Genomic DNA, 17,899 nt, shown 5'->3' with positions numbered 1-17,899 from the left:
TGTGCTCCTAGTGGCTGGCCGCAGTGGCGCCCATTTCGTTGACTTGCTGGAAGCGGCTGAAGCGCTCGAGGGCGAAGGGGGCAATCAGCTCGGGCACCTTGCCGCCGCTGGCGACCAGCTCGGCCATGGCCTTGCCGCAGATCGGCGTGGCTTTGAACCCCCAGGTGCCCCAGCCAGCATCCAGGTAGTAGTTCTGCACCGGTGACAGGCCCATGATCGGGCTGTAGTCCGGGGTCATATCGGTCATCCCGGCCCACTGGCGCATCAGCTTGGCGTTGGCCATGAACGGGAACATTTCGATGGCGTGGGCCAGCAGGCTTTCCTTGAGGTCGAGGGTGGAGCGGGTGTTGTACAGCGGGTAAGGGTCGGAGCCGCCGCCAAAGACGATTTCGCCTCGGCTGGTCTGCTGCACGTAGCAGTGCAGCGCCGACGAACTTACCAGCGGGTCGAGAAACGGCTTGAAGGGCTGGGTGACCATGGCTTGCAGCGGGTAGGTGTGGATCGGCGCGCGGATGCCGGCCTTTGCCATCAACAGCGAACTGGCACCCGCCACGGCCTGGACCACGCAGCCGCATTGCACCGTGCCGCGGTTGGTCTTCACCGCCTCGATGCGGCCATTGCGGATCAGCAAGTCCTGCACTTCGGTCAGTTGGTGGATTTGCACGCCGCGCCTGGCTGCCTGTTTGGCGTAGCCCCAGGCCACCGCGTCGTGGCGCGCGGTGGCGCCGTCGATGTGCCACAGGCCCGCCAGCACCGGCAGGTGGCCGGGGTCCAGGTTCAGGCTGGGCACCAGCTCGCGGATCTGTTGGCGATCGATCATTTCGCTACGCCCGCCGAAGTGCTTGTTCACTTCGGCGCGCTGGCGGAAGGCGCGCACGGTGGCGTCGGTGTGCGCCAGGGTAAGCTGGCCGCGCTCGGAATACATGATGTTGAAGTCGAACTCGTTCGACAGGTTCTGGAACATGCGCACCGATTCTGCGTAGAAGCGCACACCTTCGCTGGTGAGGTAGTTGGAGCGGATCACGGCGGTGTTGCGCGCGGTGTTGCCGCCCCCCAGGTAGGCTTTTTCCAGCACGGCGACGTTGGTCACACCGTGGTACTTGGCCAGGTAGTAGGCGATGGCCAGGCCGTGGCCGCCGCCGCCGATGATCACCACGTCATAGCGTGGCTTGAGTTCGCACGGTGGCGGCAGGTCGACCTCCACCGGGTAGTCGGCGCTCAGGCCGTATTTCAGCAGGGCGAAAGGCATGCGGTGCGCTCCTGGTGGGCGGCCTGTTGTTGCAGGTCGAGGGCGAGCAGGGTGTTTTTCATCAAGTAGGCGATGGTCATCGGGCCGACGCCGCCGGGGACCGGGGTAATGCCGGCGACCTGGGGCAGGGCAGCGGCGAAATCGACATCACCGACCAGGTGGTTTTGGCCGTCTTCATTGATGCGGTTGATGCCGACGTCGATCACCACCGCACCGGGTTTGAGGCAATCGGCACCGATCAGCCGTGGCTTGCCCACTGCGGCAACCAGGATGTCGGCCTGGCGGCACAACGCGGGCAGGTCGCGGCTGCGTGAATGCACCACAGTCACCGTGCAGTCGGCCTGCAACAGCAGGGCAGCCATGGGCTTGCCGACGATGTTCGAGCGGCCGACCACTACCGCATGTTTGCCACGCAGCTCGCCACAGGCGTCGCGCAGCAGGCGCATGCAGCCGCTGGGGGTGCACGGGGTCAGCACATCGCGGCCCTGGGCCAGGCCACCGACGTTCTCGCTGTGGAAGCCGTCCACGTCCTTGAGCGGGTTGATGGCCTGCAATACGCAATGCTCGTCGATGTGCGCGGGCAACGGCAGTTGCACGAGGATGCCGTTCACCTCGGGGTCGCGGTTCAGGCGGTCGATCAAGGTCAGCAGGTGGGCCTGGGTGGTGTCGGCGGGCAGGCGATGTTCCTGCGAGCGGATGCCCACCTCTTCGGCGCGCAGCACTTTATTGCGCACGTACACCTGGCTGGCGGCATCGGCACCCACCAGCACCACGACCAGGCCCGGTTGCACGCCGCCCTGGCGCAGTTCCTGCACCTGCTCGCGTACCTCGGCCAGCACACGCGCGGCGGTGGCCTTGCCGTCGATCAGCTTGAGGCTGGTAAGTGCGTTCATTTGAAGATCACCGTGCGGTCGTGGTTAAGGAATACCCGGTGTTCAAGGTGGTATTTCACCGCGCGGGACAGGGCGATGGTCTCGGTGTCGCGGCCGATGGCCACCAGAGCGTCCGGGGCATAGGCGTGGTCCACGCGTTGCACTTCCTGCTCGATGATCGGCCCTTCGTCCAGGTCGCGGGTCACGTAGTGGGCGGTGGCGCCGATCAGTTTTACCCCGCGCTGATAGGCCTGGTGGTAGGGCTTGGCGCCTTTGAAACCGGGCAGGAACGAGTGATGGATGTTGATCGCCCGGCCCGACAGCTGGCGGCACAGGTCATCGGAGAGGATTTGCATGTAGCGCGCCAGCACCACCAGTTCGGTGCCGGTGTCCTCGACGATACGCAGCAGTGCGGCTTCCTGTTCGGCCTTGGTGTCCTTGGTGACCGGCAGGTAAACGAAGCGAATGCCCTGGCGCTCGGCCATGGGGCGCAGGTCCAGGTGATTGGAGACCACGGCGGTGATCTGCATGTCCAGTTCGCCCTTGGCATGCCGGTACAACAGGTCGGACAGGCAGTGGTCGAACTTGCTCACCATCAGCAGCACACGCATCGGCCGGGCGCTGCTGTGCAGGCTCCATTGCATGTCGAAGCGCTGGGCCACGTCGGTAAAGCCAGCCTCCAGCTGTGGTGTGTCGCCGCTGACACCGGTGTTGAAGCGGAACACCGCGCGCATGAAGAAGCGCCCATTGTCCTCGTCGTCGAACTGCGCCATCTCGCTGATGTAGCAACCGTGCTCGGCCAGGTAAGTGGTCACCGCAGCGACGATGCCGGACACGGCCGGGCAACTGACGCGCAGGATGAAGTGATCGGGAGCGGGATGCATGTCGGATAGGCCTCGTGATGGAGTGGGGCAGGTCGGGCACAAGGGCAAAAGAAGATTCGCGACGGTGCGAAGGGTGTTTCTTGGTAGGAATATAAATTTCCTTTTGGGGATTTATAGGCGATATGAGGGGTGATGGTCTAGATGTTTGTGAAATTTTTTATCCTGGCAGGAAAGTTTTTTTAGAGGTCTTTGCCGGGCTATGCTTGCTCCATGACCACACCACCGCCTCTACGCCAACCTTGCCCCCCTGGCGCCTGCGACTGCGGCCGGGAACACTTGGTCGAACACCCGCAGGCCGCCCAACGCATCCTCCTGCTGACCCGCCAGGAAGAAAAGCGCCTGCTCGAACGCCTGGAAAACCTCAAGGACCTCGAAGACCTGCAGCGCCTGCAGCAGCGTCTGTACGACAACCTCGGCATCCGCGTACACATCGCCCCCGGCTTCAACGAAGTGCGCACCATGCGCGGCATCGTCATCGAACTGGATGATCAGCCGGGGCTATGCCGCAAAACCAGGCAGTCGATCCCGGCGGCCATTCGGCGTGGGCTGGAGCGCAACCCGCAGGTCGCCTACCGCCTGCTCGATACCTACGACCTGCTGCGTGACGGTTGAGAGAGGAGTGAGTCATGCACATGGCGGCGCAAACAAACCATAGCGCCTTAATTTTTCCGAAGCCTCCCACGTCTACTTGAAAGCCCCCCTGCGCGAAGCCCGCAGCGGTACTCATCATTCAAGGAGACAGGCAATGACTTCCGTTTTCGACCGCGACGATATCCAGTTCCAGGTAGTGGTCAACCACGAAGAGCAATACTCGATCTGGCCCGACTACAAGGCCATCCCCAACGGCTGGCGTGCGGTGGGCAAGAGCGGCTTGAAGAAGGACTGCCTGGCCTACATCGATGAGGTCTGGACCGATATGCGCCCGCTGAGCTTGCGCCAGAAAATGGCCGAAGCCGCCGCCCAGTGACCACGCTGAACCTGCTGTGCCTGCCGTACTCCGGCGCCAGCGCCATGGTCTACAGCCGCTGGCGGCGCAAGCTGCCAGCGTGGTTGCAAGTGCGCCCGGTAGAGCTGCCTGGGCGAGGCGCGCGCATGGCCGAGGCGCTGCACACCGACATGCAAGCCCTGGCCCGGCAACTGGCCCGCGAACAGCGCCTGGCGGCCAGCGCCCCCTATGCGCTGCTTGGGCACAGCCTGGGCGCGCTGCTGGCCTTCGAGCTGGCCCATGAACTGCAAGCGTTGGGCTGCCCGCCACCCTTGGCGCTGTTCGCTTGCGGCACGGCGGCACCCACGCGGCGTGAGGACTACGACGGCAAGAACTGGCGCGAGCCCAAGAGTGACGCCGAGCTTATCAGCGAGTTGCGCGAGCTTCAGGGTACGCCCGAGGAAGTGCTGGCGAACGCCGAGTTGATGAGCCTGACCTTGCCGACCTTGCGTGCCGACTTTCTGTTGTGCGGCACCTACGCCTACCGCCAGCGGCCGGCGTTGCAGTGCCCACTGCATGTGCTGGGTGGCGTGGATGACCGGGCCAGCGACGAGCAACTGCAGGCCTGGCGCAAGGAAACCCACGGCAAGTTCTCGCTGCAGATGTTCCCAGGTGGGCACTTCTTCATCCATGAGCATGAAGACCGCGTGCTCGACGCGCTGACCGCGTCGTTGCAGCCGCTTCGGCTGTCCGCCTGATTGACGTCACCGCTTGCCTGGGGGAGGCTAGGGCTTTTCCCAGGCAAGGGGCAGACAATGCTGATCGATCCACTCAAGGCCACGCTGCTGGTCGTCGACATCCAGGAAAAACTCATCGGCGCCATGAGCGACCCCGAAGGCACTCGGGCGCGGGCCCGCTGGTTGCTGGCCGCGACTGCCGAGCTGGAACTGCCGACGGTGATTTCCGAGCAGTACCCCAAGGGCCTGGGCCATACCCTGGCGCAATTGCTGGCCGCAGCACCGGCCGCCGAGGTGGTGGAGAAAAGCCACTTTTCCTGCGTGGCCGCGCAGTGTCTGCCAGCCAGCCTGATGGCGCGTGAGCAGGTGATCGTCTGTGGCATGGAAACTCACGTCTGCGTGCTGCAGACCGTGCTCGGCCTGCTGGGGCTGGGCAAGCAGGTGTTCGTGGTCGAAGATGCCTGCGACAGCCGAACCTCGGCCAGCAAGGCGGCAGGCCTGGCGCGCATGCGTGCCGCCGGGGCGCAAGTGGTGACCCGTGAGATGGTGCTGTTCGAACTGCTGGGCAGCGCCAGCCATCCGCTGTTCCGCCACATCAGCAAAACCTACCTGGTCGGTGAACAGCCCTGAACGGTCGGGCACTGGCTGTGGGGGTGATGGCCCTGGCGCTGCTGCAAGGCTGCGCCGGGCGTCGTGAAGAAGCGCCAGAAGCGGACCCGGCCAAGGTCCGCGCACAGCTGCTGCGATTGCTGCCTGCCCAGGCCAAGGATCGCGAGGGTTGGGCCCAGGATATTCAAGTGGCCTTTGCAGCGCAGCGCATAGCCCCCAGCAAAAGCAACCTGTGCGCAGTGCTGGCGGTAACCGAGCAGGAATCGACCTTCACGGCCGATCCGCAGGTGCCCAACCTGGGGCGTATCGCCCGCGAGGAAATCGACCGCCGCGCTGCACGCCTGCACATTCCCAAACTGTTGGTCGACGGTGCGCTGAAGGCGCCTTCGGGTAACGGCCAGAGCTACCAGCAGCGTTTGCAGGCAGTGCGCAGCGAGAAGCAGTTGAGCGAACTGTACGACGAGGTCATTGCCCGCGTGCCGTTGGGCAAAAACTTGTTGGGCGGGCTGAACCCGGTGCACACCGGCGGGCCGATGCAGGTCAGCATCGACTTTGCCGAAAAGCATGCAACGGATTATCCCTACAGCCATGGCGGTACGATTCGCCAGGAGGTGTTCACTCGGCGCGGCGGCATGTACTTCGGTATTGCCCACCTGTTGGGCTACCCGGCCAACTACGAGCGCCAGCTTTATCGCTTTGCCGATTTCAACGCGGGCTGGTACGCCAGCCGCAATGCGGCGTTCCAGGCGGCGTTGAGCAGGGTGACGAGTGCGCCGCTGGCGCTGGACGGTGACTTGATCGCGCCGGGTTCGATCATGCCAGGCACCACTGAGCTCGCGGCGCGCAAGCTCGGGGTGAAGTTGGGCTTGCGCAACCCGCAGATTCGCAGCCAGCTGGAAGAGGGCGACAGCCAGGCATTTGAGGACAGCAAGCTATACAGCGGGGTATTTGCCCTGGCGGATGCCAAAGCCGGCAAACCGGTGCCGCGGGCGGTGCTGCCTGGCATCGAACTGAAGAGCCCTAAGATCACCCGCAAGCTGACCACGGCGTGGTTTGCCGGGCGGGTGGATGAGCGCTATCAGCGGTGCATGAAGCATTGAACTATCCATTATGGGAGCGGCCTGAGCGATCAGCTTTCGCTCAATGCCCCAACCACCTTGTCGACGGTGGCCTTCAACCCTGCAAACGCATCGTCAGGGTCACTCTCCACCACCACCAGCTTCGCCCCCGTCGCCTTGATCACTTCGGCTACTGCCGCATCCGGCTGGCGATGGTCCAGCACCAACGCCACATCCTGCGCCTTCAGGTTCTCGCCCAGCGCCTTGAGCGCGGCAGCATCCCACTCGGCCGGCAACGGCTGCTCCACCACATCCAGGTTAAGCCCGCTGGCCAGGTAACCCAACCGCTCCGACAGACTTATCACCGTCAGGTTGTCGACCTTGGCCAGCTGTGTCTGGCTACTGGCTGAAAGCTCCAGCAACTGGCGTTTGAGCCCGGCCAGGTTGCCCTGGATCTTTGCCTTGTCGTCCGGCACCAGGCGTTCCAGGTCATTGGCCACCACGTCGGCCATGCGCCCGAGATTAGTCGGGTTGAGCCAGGGGTAAGCGCCATAGGCATCGTCACCGGTCACTGCAATACCCGGTAGCGCACCATCCACCGGGCGCGCCGCATCGATCTCGACAATGCGGATGTTGCTGCGCCGCGCCATTGGGTACAGCGGGTCGTCTCGCCAGATCGAGCGTACGCCAATTACTGCGTCGGCCTTCTGCGCGGCCTTGTCCAGGCTGGCGCCACCGCGGCCGCTGAAATACGACGGTTGGCGGCTGGCCGGCAGGTTGGCCGGGGCTGCACGCGTGAGCTGCACTGCAGTGCCGTCAAGCAGGGCGCTGGCCAGGCTGTGGGTAACAGGCAGGGTGGTCAGTACTTGTGTGGCGAACGACAGCGACGGCAGGCCGGCCAGGGCGAGTGCCAGGGTCAGGTGTTTGAAGTTCATGCCGGGTTTCCTTGCAGGCGGGGAACGAGGGCGCGGGCCAGGGCGGCCAGGGCGAAACAGAGACCGGCGACCAGAATGATCGCGGCACCTGACGGCACCGGCAGGTCGAACACGATCGGCAACAGGATGCCGAACAGGGTGCTGATGGTGGCAATCAGCACCGACAGGAAGAAAAAGCCCTTGAGCGACTGGCTGACCAGGCGAGCGGCGGCGGCAGGAATCACCAACAGCGCACCGACCAGGATGGCACCGATCACTTTCACTGCGGCCACGGTTACCAAGGTCACCAGCACCACGAACAGATAGTCCAGGGTTTTCACCGCCACCCCACGCACCGCTGCCAGTTGTGGGTTGAAACTGGCCAGCATGATGCGGTTGTAGAGTGGCAAGGCCAAGGCCAGTACCAGCACTGCGACGATGCCCAGTACCACCAGGTCCTGGCCGCTGACGGTCAGCACCGAGCCGAACAGCACGTTTTCGAGGATATGCACGTTGATCTTGCCTGCCAGCATCAACAGCAGGCTGGCGCCCAGCGCCAGCGACACCGAGAGAAACACGCCAATCAACGTGTCTGGCGACAGCCCGGTGCGGTTGCGCAGGAAGTTGAGCAGGATGCCGAACAGCAGGCAGTAGCCGAACAGGCTTCCGTAAGGGCCGGTGTAGGGCTCGCCCAGCAGGATACCGATGGCCACGCCGGTCAGCGCGGCATGGCCGACCGCTTCGGAGAAGAAGGCAAAGCGCTTGACCACCACCAGGGTGCCCAGGCCGCCCAGCACCGGGCCTATCATCAGGCCGGCCAGCAGGGCGTTGACCACGAAACCGTAGGCCAGCGCCTCGGGCAGGTAGCCGGCAGTGGCCCAGTCCTGGACCGTTTGGCGAAAGAATTCAAAACTCATCAGGCAAGGCTCTCGCTACGCGGGTGAACGGAGAACAGGCCGAGCAGGCGCTCCGGGGTCAGGGCCTGGGCGGGTGGGGCGTCGAACAGTACCTGGCGGTTCAGGCCCGTCACTCGGTCGGCCAGGCGCAGCACAGCTTCCAGGTCATGCTCGATCCACAGCACGGTTGTGCCAACCTGGCGCCAGCCAAGCAGCAATTGTTCGAACACCTGGATACCCGCTTCATCGAGCGCTGACATGGGTTCGTCCAGCACCAGCAACTGCGGCTCGGGGATCAGGCCCTGGGCCAGCAGCACGCGCTGGCGCTCGCCGCCTGACAACGCCCCCATACGCCGCTTGCGTTTGTCGAGCATGCCGACCCGCGCCAGGGCCGCGTCGATAGCCGGCTGCACGCGCCGCGACAGGCCGAGGAAGGCCGGGCGACGCTGACACATGGCGGCCATGAAGTCGTCGACGGTCATTGGCAGGCCACGGTCGAACTCCAGTGCCTGCGGCACATAGCCAATCACTTCGCGCTCGTTCGGCCAATGCAGGGTCAGCTGCCCCTGATGCGGCATCTGCCCCAGCAGGGTCTTGATCAGCGAGCTCTTGCCGCCGCCATTAGGGCCGACGATGGCGTGCACGCTGCCAGCGGCAACGCTGAAACTGACCTGTTCGAGGATGCGGGTGCGGCCTAGCGTCAGGTCGATACCGGCGAACTCGATGCGTGGCCCGCAGGCTGCCAGCAGGTTGGCGGCTACGGTCATGCGCGGTTCTCCTGAATGGCACGGACCACGGTGTCGAGGTTGCGCTTCATTTCCACCTCGTATTTGTCCTTGGTGTATTCGCCATAGGAGATATGGGTCAACGGATACAGGCGCACGCCGGACTCACGCTGAATGGTTTCGACATAGGCCGACGGGAAGTCCATTTCCGAGAAGATCACCCGCACGTCCAGTGCCTTGAGCTGGTCGATGGTCTTTTTCAGCTGCGCCGGGCTGGGCTCGATGCCATGGGCCGGTTCGACCACTGCGGTCACTTCCAGGCCGAAATCACGCACGAGGTAGTCGTAGGCAGCATGGATGGTCGCCACGCGGAACGTGGCGCTGGGGGCTTCGGTGACCTTGGCCAGGGCCTCGGCCCGCAGGGCGCGCAGGCGCTTGGCATAGGCGCGGGCGTTTTGCGTGTACAGCTTGGCGTTGTCCGGGTCGAGCTTGCCCAGTTCGCGGGCGATGTTGTTGACTTGGGCGATGGTGGTGCTGATGGACAGGAAGGTGTGCGGGTTGACCACCTTGCCGGCGCCGCGTGCGGCAATGCCGGTGGCCGCCAGCAACGGTACGTTCTGGTTGGCTTCGATGGTCGTGATGCCGGGCTTTTCACTGGCGGCGATCATGCGGTCGGCGAAGTCGTCGTGGCCCACGCCATTGAGCACCACCACGTCCAGCGTACCGATGCGTTTGATGTCCTCGGCCCGTGGCTCGTAGGCGTGGGGGTTGAAGCCTGCTGGAATCAACGGCACCACTTCGGCTTTGTCGCCGACGATGTTGCTCACGTAGCTGTAGTAGGGGTGCAGGGTGATGCCGATGCGCAGCGGCTTGCCGTTATCGGCCAGGGCCAGTGACGGCAGGGCAAAGGCCAGGAGCAGGGCGAGGGCGGAGCGGAGCATGGGGGAGTCCTTGGGTTCAGTGACGGTGTTCGCGGGTAACCCCGGCGTCGTAATGGCTGACGACCTGCTGCCAACCGGCGGCGATCAGGGTGGCCTGGCCGAGGTCGTCCGGGATCACGGCGGCGCTGTCGCGGCGCAGCCAGACATCGGCCTGGCCGGTGCTGTCGGCGGGCAGGATCAGCAGCAGGCTGCCGGCGACCTCGGGGGCCTGGCTGCGGCCCAGGTAGGCGCCGGGCTCCAGCCACGACCATTGGTGGCCGCCGCGGCTCTGGCTGCCGGCATCGACCACGAACGGTGGCAGGCCTTCCTCGGCCAGGGCCTGCACGCTGGGTACGACGCCATTTTCTTCACGCAGCAGCTGGATTTCGTCGAAGGCCACGCGCAAGTCGGTGTACAGGCCTTGCTCGGCGGCGGTGAGGTCGCGGCGGGCATCGATTTGGTGGCTGGCGATGGTCTGTTCGTCCTCGCGCTCACCGCGTAGCAGCACCACGCTGGCGGCGAGCACCACGATCAACAGGCTGGCCAGCAGCACGTACAGGGTTTCGTGCCCGGCGCCGGCCGGGCGAATCACTTGGGCGCGGCTCATGGCTGGGCGATGTCGGCGTAGTCGACTTCCACCACGTGCCCGGGGCCTGCGTCGAATAGCACATAGAACTCACCGTCCGGGCGCTTGAAGGTCAGCGTCGAATCGTCACCAAGCTTGCCGCCGACCAGCACCTGTTCGTCATAGCCGATCACATCCAGGGTCACCCCAGGGGCACCGCTGCCGTCCGAGAAGCCGCCGGTGCACTTGACCTGGCCGCTGGCCAGGGCTTCGCATTCGCACATCGGGTTGTGCGCCAGGGCGGGGCCGGCGGCCAGTACCATGAAGGGCAGTGCGAGGGTGCGCATCAGGTTTTTCATTTCTTGCCTCCTTGTTTCTCGAGCCAGGCCACGGTGGCTGGCGATGCCTTGGCCAGGGGGACTGACGCCTGGTGCATGCTGCCGTCCCAGCCTTCGAGGGTGATCCAGATCTGCGCGTCGGGTTTGGTGCGTGGTGGAATCGGCAGCGAGGTGCCCATGTTGTACGGTGCACCGAAGAAGATGGTGCCGGCGGCGCGCAGGCTGCGAGGCTTGCCGATACGCAGGTAGGCCGCTTTGACGTCCTTGATGCAGGCCTTGCACAGCGATGCGTTGAACGACTTGAAGAAGCCGGCCGGGCCATCGGCGCGAGGCGCTTCGTCACGCAGTTCGGCCAGGTCGAGGCTGTAGGGGCCGACCTGGATGTTGCTGATCACATTGGCGCCCAGGCCGGCGTCACCGCGAAACAGCTTGGCGTCGGCGAAGTACTTGGGCATGAAACCCAGCGGAATCAGGATCAGCAGAATATTCAGGTGAAAACGCCACTTCAGCCAAAGCTGCTTCAGCGGGCTGGCGGGCAGGGCTTGGGCCTGGCTCATGAATGGATCTCCACGGTGGTTTCACTGCGCGCCGCACGGGGTGCTCGCTCGCTGCGTTTGAGGGCGGCGGCGGTGGCCTGGGCGGTACGTTTGGTCCAGATCAGCAGGCCGCTGAATACCATCAAGGTGAGGACCAGGCCGAAGAAGAACCAGATCAGCTTGATTGGCAGGCCGCCGAAATCGCCGGTGTGCAGCGGGCGCATGGATTCGGTGACGAACTCCAGGGCCGAGCGGTCGCTGATTTCGAACTGGCTGTCGACATTGCTTGTATACGGGTTCACCGACGCACTCTGGAACATCAACGGGTACCAGCCTGGCCCAGACAGGGTGACGTGGCTGTAGGCGGTGGCGGGCAGCGAGACGGAGTTGATCTCCAGCCCTGGGATCGCCAGGCCGGCAATGCGCGCAGCTTCATCCAGGTTGATGCGCGGGGCAGGGCTGCCATCCGGCGTTTGCGGCACGTCCTCACGGGCGATCACCGGCACGATGGGCCGGCTGGAAATGGTGATGTGGTTGTCGAACAGTATCGCCTGGATCAGGAACCAGGTGCCGGTGATGGAAATCACCGCAATGAACCAGATCGACCACACCCCGGCCAGGCGGTGCAAGTCACCCCAAAAAATCCGCGAGCCATGGCCGGTGCGCACGGGTTTGAAAAAGCCCTTCCAAAACTTTTTGTACACAACCAGGCCAGTGACCAGCGAGGCCAGCATCGGCAGGCCGAGCAGCGACACCAGGTACCAGCCCCAGCTGAAACCATTGGTGAACGGCACCAGCCACCAGCCGTGCAGGGCCCGGGTGAAGGCTTCGAAGTTGAAGTCAGGGGTCTTGCCCTGGATGGCGCCGGTGTAGGGGTTTACGTACAGCGTCGGGCTGGTGCCGTCTGGCAGGGTGACATTGGCCTTTACCGCGAAGTGCGAGCCATCGGGTTGGCTGAGCCGGTCCACGACCATATCCGGCTCGGCCTTGTGCAAGGCTTCCAGCACCTGCTGGAAGCTCATGCGTTGCACGTCCGCGTCTGGCTTGTTGGCGCGCACGGCCGAGTCGGCCAGCCAGACGATTTCCTGGCTGACCACGGCAAGCATGCCGGTGAAGCAGACGATCAGGACAAAGAACCAGATCGGCAAGGCAAGCCAGCTGTGGACCAGGAACCACAGCCTGGATTTGGATTTTTTCGGTGATTTGGCCATCAGACGGTCTTCTGCAATGGGTGGTCGAGCGTGTGCCCAACCAAAGAGGGCTGTACTGATAAGGACGAATGAGAATTGAAAACCTGCCTTTTAAAATGAAAGCAAATGTTTCAAAAGACGAAGGCCGGACGGCGCACGCGGCGTCAGTCCGGCCTTGAAGGCTTGTTGCAGAGGGTTCAGGCGCGGGTCAGGGCTACCGCCGCTTGCGGCTTGCCGTGCAGCTGCGCCAGGTCCTGGTACAGCGCCCGGCCAATTTCCGCAGCGCGGGCCGGCAGCACTGAAAGCAGCGTGTCACTCAGGCCGTGGCTGTTTTCGCAGAAGCCCTGCAAGTAAACAGAGGCCTGCAGGTCGGGGCTGGCCAGTACACGGTAGTTGCGGTCGACGCTGAAGTCCTCCAGATATCCGGCCAGTGGCGCCAGCAGGTCACGGTGCGAGCGGCGCTCGTAACCGGTGGCGAGGATCACGGCATCGTAGCGGTGGGTTTGCTGCTGGCCGGTGGCAAGGTCGCGCAAGGTCAGCTCCAGGCCTTCGCGTGTGGCTACCACTGCTTCTACCTGACGTCGGCACAGTACATTGTGGCGGTACTGGTGGGCGACCTTCTGACGGTAGAGGATGCCGTAGATGCGCTCGATCAGGTTGAGGTCGACCACCGAGTAGTTGGTGTTGTGGTATTCGCCCAGCAATTTGCTGCGCTGGTCGGCCGGTTCGTTGTAGACCAGGTCGGTGTAGTCCGGTGAGAAGATCTCGTTGACGAACGGGCTGTCGTCGGCGGGTTTGAGGGCCGACCCGCGCAGGATCATGTCGACCTTGACCGACGGGTAGCTGTCATTGAGATCGATGAACGCCTCAGCGGCGCTCTGGCCTGAGCCGATCACGGCGATGCGCATGGGTTTACCGTCGGTGCACGGCAGCTTGTTCAGGCTGCTCAGGTACTGGGAGTGGTGGAACACCCGTGGGTCGTCCTTGAAGGCGCCGAACTTTTCCGGGATTTTCGGCGTGCCGCCGCTGCCGACCACCACCGAGCGGGTGCGGCGGCTGTATTCGCGGCCTTGCGCGTCACGTGAAACCAGGCGCAGGTGCTCGACCCGGCCGGCATTCAATTCCGGTTCGATGCGCAACACTTCCTGGCCATACACCGCCTGGGTAGCGAAATGCTCGGCGGCCCAGCGCAGGTAGTCGTTGTACTCCAGGCGGCAGGGGTAGAAGGTGCCGAGGTTGATGAAGTCGGCCAGGCGCTGCTTCTGGTGCAGGTAGTTGACGAAGCTGTAGGGGCTGGTGGGGTTGCGCAGTGACACCAGGTCTTTCAGGAACGAGATCTGCAGCTCGCTCTGGGTGGCCAGGGTTTCGCCGTGCCAGCGGTAGTCTTGTTGCTTGTCGATGAACAGTGCGTCGAGGGCATGGCCCTGAGACTCGGCGAGTTCTTCCAGGGCGATGGCCAAGGCCAGGTTGGAAGGGCCGAAGCCCACGCCGATCAGATCTTTGATGGTTTCCTGCTGTGAGGGCTGGCTCATGGCTGCGATTCCCTGAATGGTCGAATATGGACGCCCGCCGGGGCTCCGGCTCCTGCGCAAGTACATGAGTTGGAACGAGCCAGGCGGGGGGGAATTTAAGCGGGCTCAAGAACTGCATGAGGCGGCCGATAGGGTGGTTACGGCAAGGACCGATCTTTTTGGCAAGGAATCGACATGAGCGGAATTACGGCAAGCAACCTGATGATCAACGGCGTTTCAGCGCAGACGCTGAGCGCCAACGCAGCGACTGAACGCGAACAGGCAAAACAGGCCGGTGAGGCACTGGGGCCACTGAGCATCAGCAGTGACAGCATGAAAGTTTCAGCGGGTAGCCAGGCGCAATCCACCGACACTGAAGACAGTGGCGAGTCGCAGGCCGTGACCGAGCTGCGTCAGCTGATCAAGGATCTGCAGAAACAACTGGCTGAAGAGCAGAAGCAATTGGCTGCGCTGCAGAACAGCAAGATGGACGAGGCCGCCAAGGCGGCTGCGGTGGGCGCCAAGCAGGCGAGCATTGCCACCATCAATGGGCAGATCATGGCAGCCACGGCGCAATTGCTGGAGCTGTTGCAGCAAGAGGGTGGCAGCAGTGCCGGCGGGATGGTCAGCGCCACGGCCTGATCATCCCGCCGGCATGCGCAGTCCCAGTAGGAGCGGCCATGTGTCGCGATGGGCCGCGCCGTCAGACACGCGCGTAGTAGCAGGTAGTGGTTATTCGGTCACCAAGCGGCCCTTGCTCTGCCGGTCCGCCTTGTACTGCATGGCCACTGCTGGCGCCGGCTTGGCGGCACCGGTTTCCAGCCACTGACGCATGCGGCTGGCATCGGCGAAGTGGGTGTACTTGCCGAAGGCATCGAGAATGACCATGGCCACCGGGCGATTGTCCATGCGGGTCAGCAACACCAGGCAATGCCCGGCCTCGTTGGTGAAGCCGGTCTTGGTCAGCTTGATGTCCCAGTTGCTCTTGTTCACCAGGTGGTCGGTGTTACGGAAGCCCAGGGTGTAGTTGGGCTTGCGGAAGGCCACGGTCTTTTCGCGGGTGGTCGACAGCTCGCTCAGCATCGGGTACTTGCGCGAGGCCATCAGCAGCTTGGCCAGGTCGCGTGCGGTGGATACGTTCTGCGTCGACAGGCCAGTCGGCTCAACATAGCGGGTGTGTGCCATACCCAGGCTGCGGGCCTTGGCATTCATGGCCTTGATGAACGCCGGGTAGCCGCCGGGGTAGGCGTTGGCCAGGCTGTTGGCCGCACGGTTTTCCGACGACATCAGGGTAATCAGCAAGGTTTCGCGGCGGTCGAGCTGGCTGCCCAGGCGCACGCGCGAATACACGCCTTTCATTTCCGGGTTGTTGGCGATGGTCATGGTGAGCATTTCATCCATGGGCAGCTTGGCATCCAGCACCACCATCGCTGTCATCAGCTTGGTTACCGAGGCGATCGGCACCACGCGGTCGGCGTGGCTCGAATACAATTCCTGGTTGCTGTTCAGGTCGATCAGCAGGGCACTGCCTGAAGCCAGGTGCAGCTTGGACGGGTCTCGTTGAGCCTGGACCGGGGGTTGTGCAGCAGCAGTCGACGGAAGGGTCGCGGTACCTGTGAGCAACAGCAGCAGGCTGAGGATGGACAGGGATGTTTTCACGTTGAGGCTCACTAAAAGTTGGTATGTCGTTGGCTGTGCAAGGGTTTTCCCCCTAAAACCGATGCATTCTGGAGTATGGCTGAATTGCTGTCGAATGCCTTATGACTAAAGGGCGCAAAGTGAACGATATTTAATCCAGTACCAATTTTTAACCAATCACGTACTTTTCTAGATTCGCAATTCGGCCCAGTCGTCAGCGGAATTGTTTCGTGGTGGTATGCTCGCCGCTTACCAAACAGGGAGAGTGGTAATGAGGTTGCGGGAGAGACATAAGGCTTTGCAAGAGTGGCTCACGCCAAGGCGCCGTCGGCGCACCGGGATAGCGCTGATCGTAGCCTGGATCGCTGCGACGGTAGTGTGGCCAAGCAGCAACTGGGCTTGGGTAGGTGGCCCAGGTATGTACCTGCTTTTCAGTGCTTGGCCGGCTGATTTGCACGACAAGCGTTGATGCGCTGGCGGCGCGGATCCAAGTAGCGGCGCTGTAGTGCTACGGTCGCTATCACGCCGCCCTCGATCCAAACGGCCGGACCACGCTCTCGACCTTGTTGCCGGCTACCATCGCCCTGGCTCACGAGCAGTTGGTCGCTATCGAGCCGGACCAGCAGCGCTTGCAACGCACTGCTGTTCTGATGCAACGAAAAGGGGCTTACCAAACGGCTGCAGCGAGGGCCTTTGTCGAACTGGCGATAAAAGTGGCCAAGCACCTTGAGGCGCCAGGCTGCTCCACTCAGATGGCGTAGCAGCCCGTCATTTGAATTTTCGGGTAGCCGCCGACGAGCTAGGACAATGCCTATTGTCTGGCCTGGCCACGAAACGCTCACCCGCAGGCGGCCCTCGATATCGTTCGAATCTGGCTGCTTGAACAAACAAGACTATAGATTATCTACTGGCATGAAGAAGGGTTGCTGTCTCTCTGAGCGGTGCTGAGCGGTGCTAGTCTCATTTCACCAACAACCCGTCCACGCCTCACTCAGGAGGATGTATGTCAGTAGAAAAAGTAGCAATAGTCACTGCCGGTGGTAGCGGCATGGGAGCGGCGGCAGCACGTAGATTGGCTGCCGATGGCTTCAAGGTCGGTATTCTCTCTTCATCTGGCAAGGGCGAGGCCCTGGCGCAGGAATTAGGCGGCATTGGCGTAACCGGCAGTAACCAGTCAAATGAAGATCTGCAGCGCCTCGTCGACGCAGTCATTCATAAATGGGGCCGTATCGATGTGTTGGTCAACAGCGCCGGCCATGGTCCGCGGGCACCGATCCTTGAGATCAGCGACGAAGACTGGCACCAGGGTATGGAGACATACCTGCTCAACGTAATTCGTCCTGTGAGGCTGGTGACCCCGTACATGCAGCGCCAGAACGGTGGTGCAATCATCAACATTTCCACTGCATGGGTGTTCGAGCCAAGCGAACTCTTCCCTACCTCGGCAGTTTTCCGTGCCGGTTTGGCGTCGTTCAGCAAAATCTATGCTGACAAGTACGCCGCTGACAACATTCGCATTAATAACGTGCTGCCTGGTTGGATCGACAGCCTCCCAGCTACCGAACAGCGTCGAGAAGGTGTGCCGCTCAAGCGCTATGGCACCAGTGAGGAAATTGCCGCCACTATCGCCTTCCTCGCAAGCGAAGGGGCAGCCTACATTACCGGCCAGAACATCAAGGTCGACGGCGGCGTTACCCGCAGCGTCTGAATGCCTCCGGGCCGCACGCAGTACGCGGCCCTTTTTCATTTTGGGCGATTGTCATGCTTGATCTGATATTGGCTAAGGTATGGTCAGATTTATCCATACCTGTTGGCGGTATTCCAAATCCATTTCGTTTGATGCAACTGGCTACCGTCAACACTGAAGGGCAACCTAAGGTAAGCACTGTTGTCTTGCGACATGCAGATGCGTCTACAAAGTCGATCATCTTTTATGTGGACAAGCGCTCGGCGAAACTTGCAGAGATACTGGCCGAACCTAGAGTCGGCATTACCTCCGTCGACCCGTCTGGCAAGCGTCAACTTCGGGTTGAAGGCCTAGGTGAACTGTTGTCGGATGTGTCGCTCCTTGCCAGGCACTGGGAGCAGGCACGAGGACGAACTCAAGCGCTCTTTCGCCATGGACGCATACCCGGTGAGGCTATTTCTTCACCTTCAACAGCTTATGAAACGCACATGGATGGTTTCAAGAATTTCGCTTTACTGGCTGTCCACCTACGACAAATAGAGTGGCTCGATCTTACCCAGGATATCCACCAACGGGCACGCTTCATTTTGCAAGGCGACCATTGGCAGGCGGGTTGGATCGCTCCCTAAGGCAGGATCATTTTTA

21 protein-coding genes and 1 pseudogene are annotated in these 17,899 nt (G+C 62.7%); 9 read left to right on the top strand and 13 right to left on the bottom strand.

The genetic code is table 11. The features are described 5' to 3' along the window. Positions 1 to 7: 7 nt before the first annotated feature. The 3 genes from Q9451_RS19680 to purU are packed head-to-tail and all read right to left on the bottom strand — an operon-like array spanning position 8 to position 3,005. Positions 8 to 1,249 (bottom strand): FAD-dependent oxidoreductase, encoded by a 1,242-nt coding sequence (locus Q9451_RS19680; protein WP_012271756.1) that lies wholly within the window; start codon positions 1,247 to 1,249, stop codon positions 8 to 10. Continuing rightward, on the bottom strand, positions 1,231 to 2,142 hold the full coding sequence (folD, locus tag Q9451_RS19675; protein ID WP_012271757.1) for a bifunctional methylenetetrahydrofolate dehydrogenase/methenyltetrahydrofolate cyclohydrolase FolD: 912 nt from the start codon (positions 2,140 to 2,142) through the stop codon (positions 1,231 to 1,233). Before folD ends, Q9451_RS19680 begins: the two co-directional genes overlap by 19 nt. Next, the gene (gene purU, locus Q9451_RS19670) at positions 2,139 to 3,005 is read right to left on the bottom strand and encodes a formyltetrahydrofolate deformylase (protein WP_012271758.1); all 867 of its coding nucleotides are present in this window, start codon (positions 3,003 to 3,005) and stop codon (positions 2,139 to 2,141) included. Before purU ends, folD begins: the two co-directional genes overlap by 4 nt. A gap of 210 nt (positions 3,006 to 3,215) precedes the next feature. Here purU and Q9451_RS19665 point away from each other — a divergent pair, with 210 nt between their 5' ends. The 5 genes from Q9451_RS19665 to Q9451_RS19645 all read left to right on the top strand — a co-directional run bounded on the left by Q9451_RS19665 (position 3,216) and on the right by Q9451_RS19645 (position 6,376). After that, positions 3,216 to 3,617 carry a hypothetical protein gene (locus tag Q9451_RS19665; RefSeq protein ID WP_012271759.1) on the top strand — a complete coding sequence of 134 codons (402 nt, stop codon included), beginning with the start codon at positions 3,216 to 3,218 and terminating at the stop codon, positions 3,615 to 3,617. A 133-nt stretch (positions 3,618 to 3,750) separates the two neighbouring features. Continuing rightward, positions 3,751 to 3,972, top strand: coding sequence for an MbtH family protein (locus tag Q9451_RS19660; protein WP_003256222.1), 222 nt, complete (start codon positions 3,751 to 3,753; stop codon positions 3,970 to 3,972). Then, positions 3,969 to 4,688: an alpha/beta fold hydrolase gene (locus Q9451_RS19655; protein ID WP_012271760.1), complete on the top strand. Its 720-nt coding sequence runs from the start codon at positions 3,969 to 3,971 to the stop codon at positions 4,686 to 4,688. Before Q9451_RS19660 ends, Q9451_RS19655 begins: the two co-directional genes overlap by 4 nt. Positions 4,689 to 4,745: 57 nt before the next feature. Further along, positions 4,746 to 5,297, top strand: coding sequence for a hydrolase (locus tag Q9451_RS19650; protein WP_012271761.1), 552 nt, complete (start codon positions 4,746 to 4,748; stop codon positions 5,295 to 5,297). A 26-nt stretch (positions 5,298 to 5,323) separates the two neighbouring features. Beyond that, positions 5,324 to 6,376, top strand: a complete 1,053-nt coding sequence (locus Q9451_RS19645) for a DUF1615 domain-containing protein (protein ID WP_012271762.1) — start codon at positions 5,324 to 5,326, stop codon at positions 6,374 to 6,376. A 29-nt stretch (positions 6,377 to 6,405) separates the two neighbouring features. On the opposite strand, the gene Q9451_RS19640 is transcribed toward Q9451_RS19645, so the two are convergent. From Q9451_RS19640 to Q9451_RS19600, 9 genes are all read right to left on the bottom strand, one after another. Beyond that, positions 6,406 to 7,269 (bottom strand): zinc ABC transporter substrate-binding protein, encoded by an 864-nt coding sequence (locus Q9451_RS19640; protein ID WP_012271763.1) that lies wholly within the window; start codon positions 7,267 to 7,269, stop codon positions 6,406 to 6,408. Then, on the bottom strand, positions 7,266 to 8,165 hold the full coding sequence (locus tag Q9451_RS19635) for a metal ABC transporter permease (RefSeq protein WP_012271764.1): 900 nt from the start codon (positions 8,163 to 8,165) through the stop codon (positions 7,266 to 7,268). The genes Q9451_RS19640 and Q9451_RS19635 overlap by 4 nt, the downstream gene beginning before the upstream one ends. Further along, a complete protein-coding gene (locus Q9451_RS19630; protein WP_012271765.1) occupies positions 8,165 to 8,911 on the bottom strand; it encodes a metal ABC transporter ATP-binding protein in 747 nt (248 codons plus the stop codon). Before Q9451_RS19630 ends, Q9451_RS19635 begins: the two co-directional genes overlap by 1 nt. Beyond that, entirely contained in the window at positions 8,908 to 9,810 is a 903-nt protein-coding gene (locus Q9451_RS19625) for a metal ABC transporter substrate-binding protein (protein WP_012271766.1), read from the bottom strand. The genes Q9451_RS19630 and Q9451_RS19625 overlap by 4 nt, the downstream gene beginning before the upstream one ends. Before the next feature lie 16 nt (positions 9,811 to 9,826). Next, positions 9,827 to 10,396: a DUF6162 family protein gene (locus Q9451_RS19620; protein WP_012271767.1), complete on the bottom strand. Its 570-nt coding sequence runs from the start codon at positions 10,394 to 10,396 to the stop codon at positions 9,827 to 9,829. Then, a complete protein-coding gene (locus Q9451_RS19615) occupies positions 10,393 to 10,713 on the bottom strand; it encodes a hypothetical protein (protein ID WP_012271768.1) in 321 nt (106 codons plus the stop codon). Before Q9451_RS19615 ends, Q9451_RS19620 begins: the two co-directional genes overlap by 4 nt. Continuing rightward, positions 10,710 to 11,249 carry a hypothetical protein gene (locus Q9451_RS19610; RefSeq protein ID WP_012271769.1) on the bottom strand — a complete coding sequence of 180 codons (540 nt, stop codon included), beginning with the start codon at positions 11,247 to 11,249 and terminating at the stop codon, positions 10,710 to 10,712. Before Q9451_RS19610 ends, Q9451_RS19615 begins: the two co-directional genes overlap by 4 nt. Continuing rightward, positions 11,246 to 12,439: a PepSY domain-containing protein gene (locus Q9451_RS19605; RefSeq protein ID WP_012271770.1), complete on the bottom strand. Its 1,194-nt coding sequence runs from the start codon at positions 12,437 to 12,439 to the stop codon at positions 11,246 to 11,248. Before Q9451_RS19605 ends, Q9451_RS19610 begins: the two co-directional genes overlap by 4 nt. 176 nt (positions 12,440 to 12,615) lie before the next feature. Beyond that, positions 12,616 to 13,950: a SidA/IucD/PvdA family monooxygenase gene (locus Q9451_RS19600; RefSeq protein WP_012271771.1), complete on the bottom strand. Its 1,335-nt coding sequence runs from the start codon at positions 13,948 to 13,950 to the stop codon at positions 12,616 to 12,618. A gap of 174 nt (positions 13,951 to 14,124) precedes the next feature. Here Q9451_RS19600 and Q9451_RS19595 point away from each other — a divergent pair, with 174 nt between their 5' ends. Beyond that, the gene (locus Q9451_RS19595) at positions 14,125 to 14,571 is read left to right on the top strand and encodes a hypothetical protein (RefSeq protein ID WP_012271772.1); all 447 of its coding nucleotides are present in this window, start codon (positions 14,125 to 14,127) and stop codon (positions 14,569 to 14,571) included. Positions 14,572 to 14,661: 90 nt separating this feature from the next. Here the strand turns inward: Q9451_RS19595 and pbpG are convergent, their stop codons facing one another. Further along, positions 14,662 to 15,588, bottom strand: coding sequence for a D-alanyl-D-alanine endopeptidase (gene pbpG, locus Q9451_RS19590; RefSeq protein WP_012271773.1), 927 nt, complete (start codon positions 15,586 to 15,588; stop codon positions 14,662 to 14,664). A 524-nt stretch (positions 15,589 to 16,112) separates the two neighbouring features. Between pbpG and Q9451_RS19585 the strand changes: the two are divergent. The 3 genes and pseudogenes from Q9451_RS19585 to Q9451_RS19575 all read left to right on the top strand — a co-directional run. Next, positions 16,113 to 16,328, top strand: a pseudogene (locus Q9451_RS19585) (transcriptional regulator CynR); the annotation flags it as partial. Between the two features lie 242 nt (positions 16,329 to 16,570). Beyond that, on the top strand, positions 16,571 to 17,275 hold the full coding sequence (locus Q9451_RS19580; protein WP_012271775.1) for an SDR family oxidoreductase: 705 nt from the start codon (positions 16,571 to 16,573) through the stop codon (positions 17,273 to 17,275). 53 nt (positions 17,276 to 17,328) lie between these two features. After that, entirely contained in the window at positions 17,329 to 17,883 is a 555-nt protein-coding gene (locus Q9451_RS19575) for a pyridoxamine 5'-phosphate oxidase family protein (RefSeq protein ID WP_012271776.1), read from the top strand. Positions 17,884 to 17,899 lie beyond the last annotated feature (16 nt).

The organism is Pseudomonas sp. NY8896, assembly GCF_039634505.1.
This window is presented reverse-complemented; position numbering and strand designations above follow the sequence as displayed.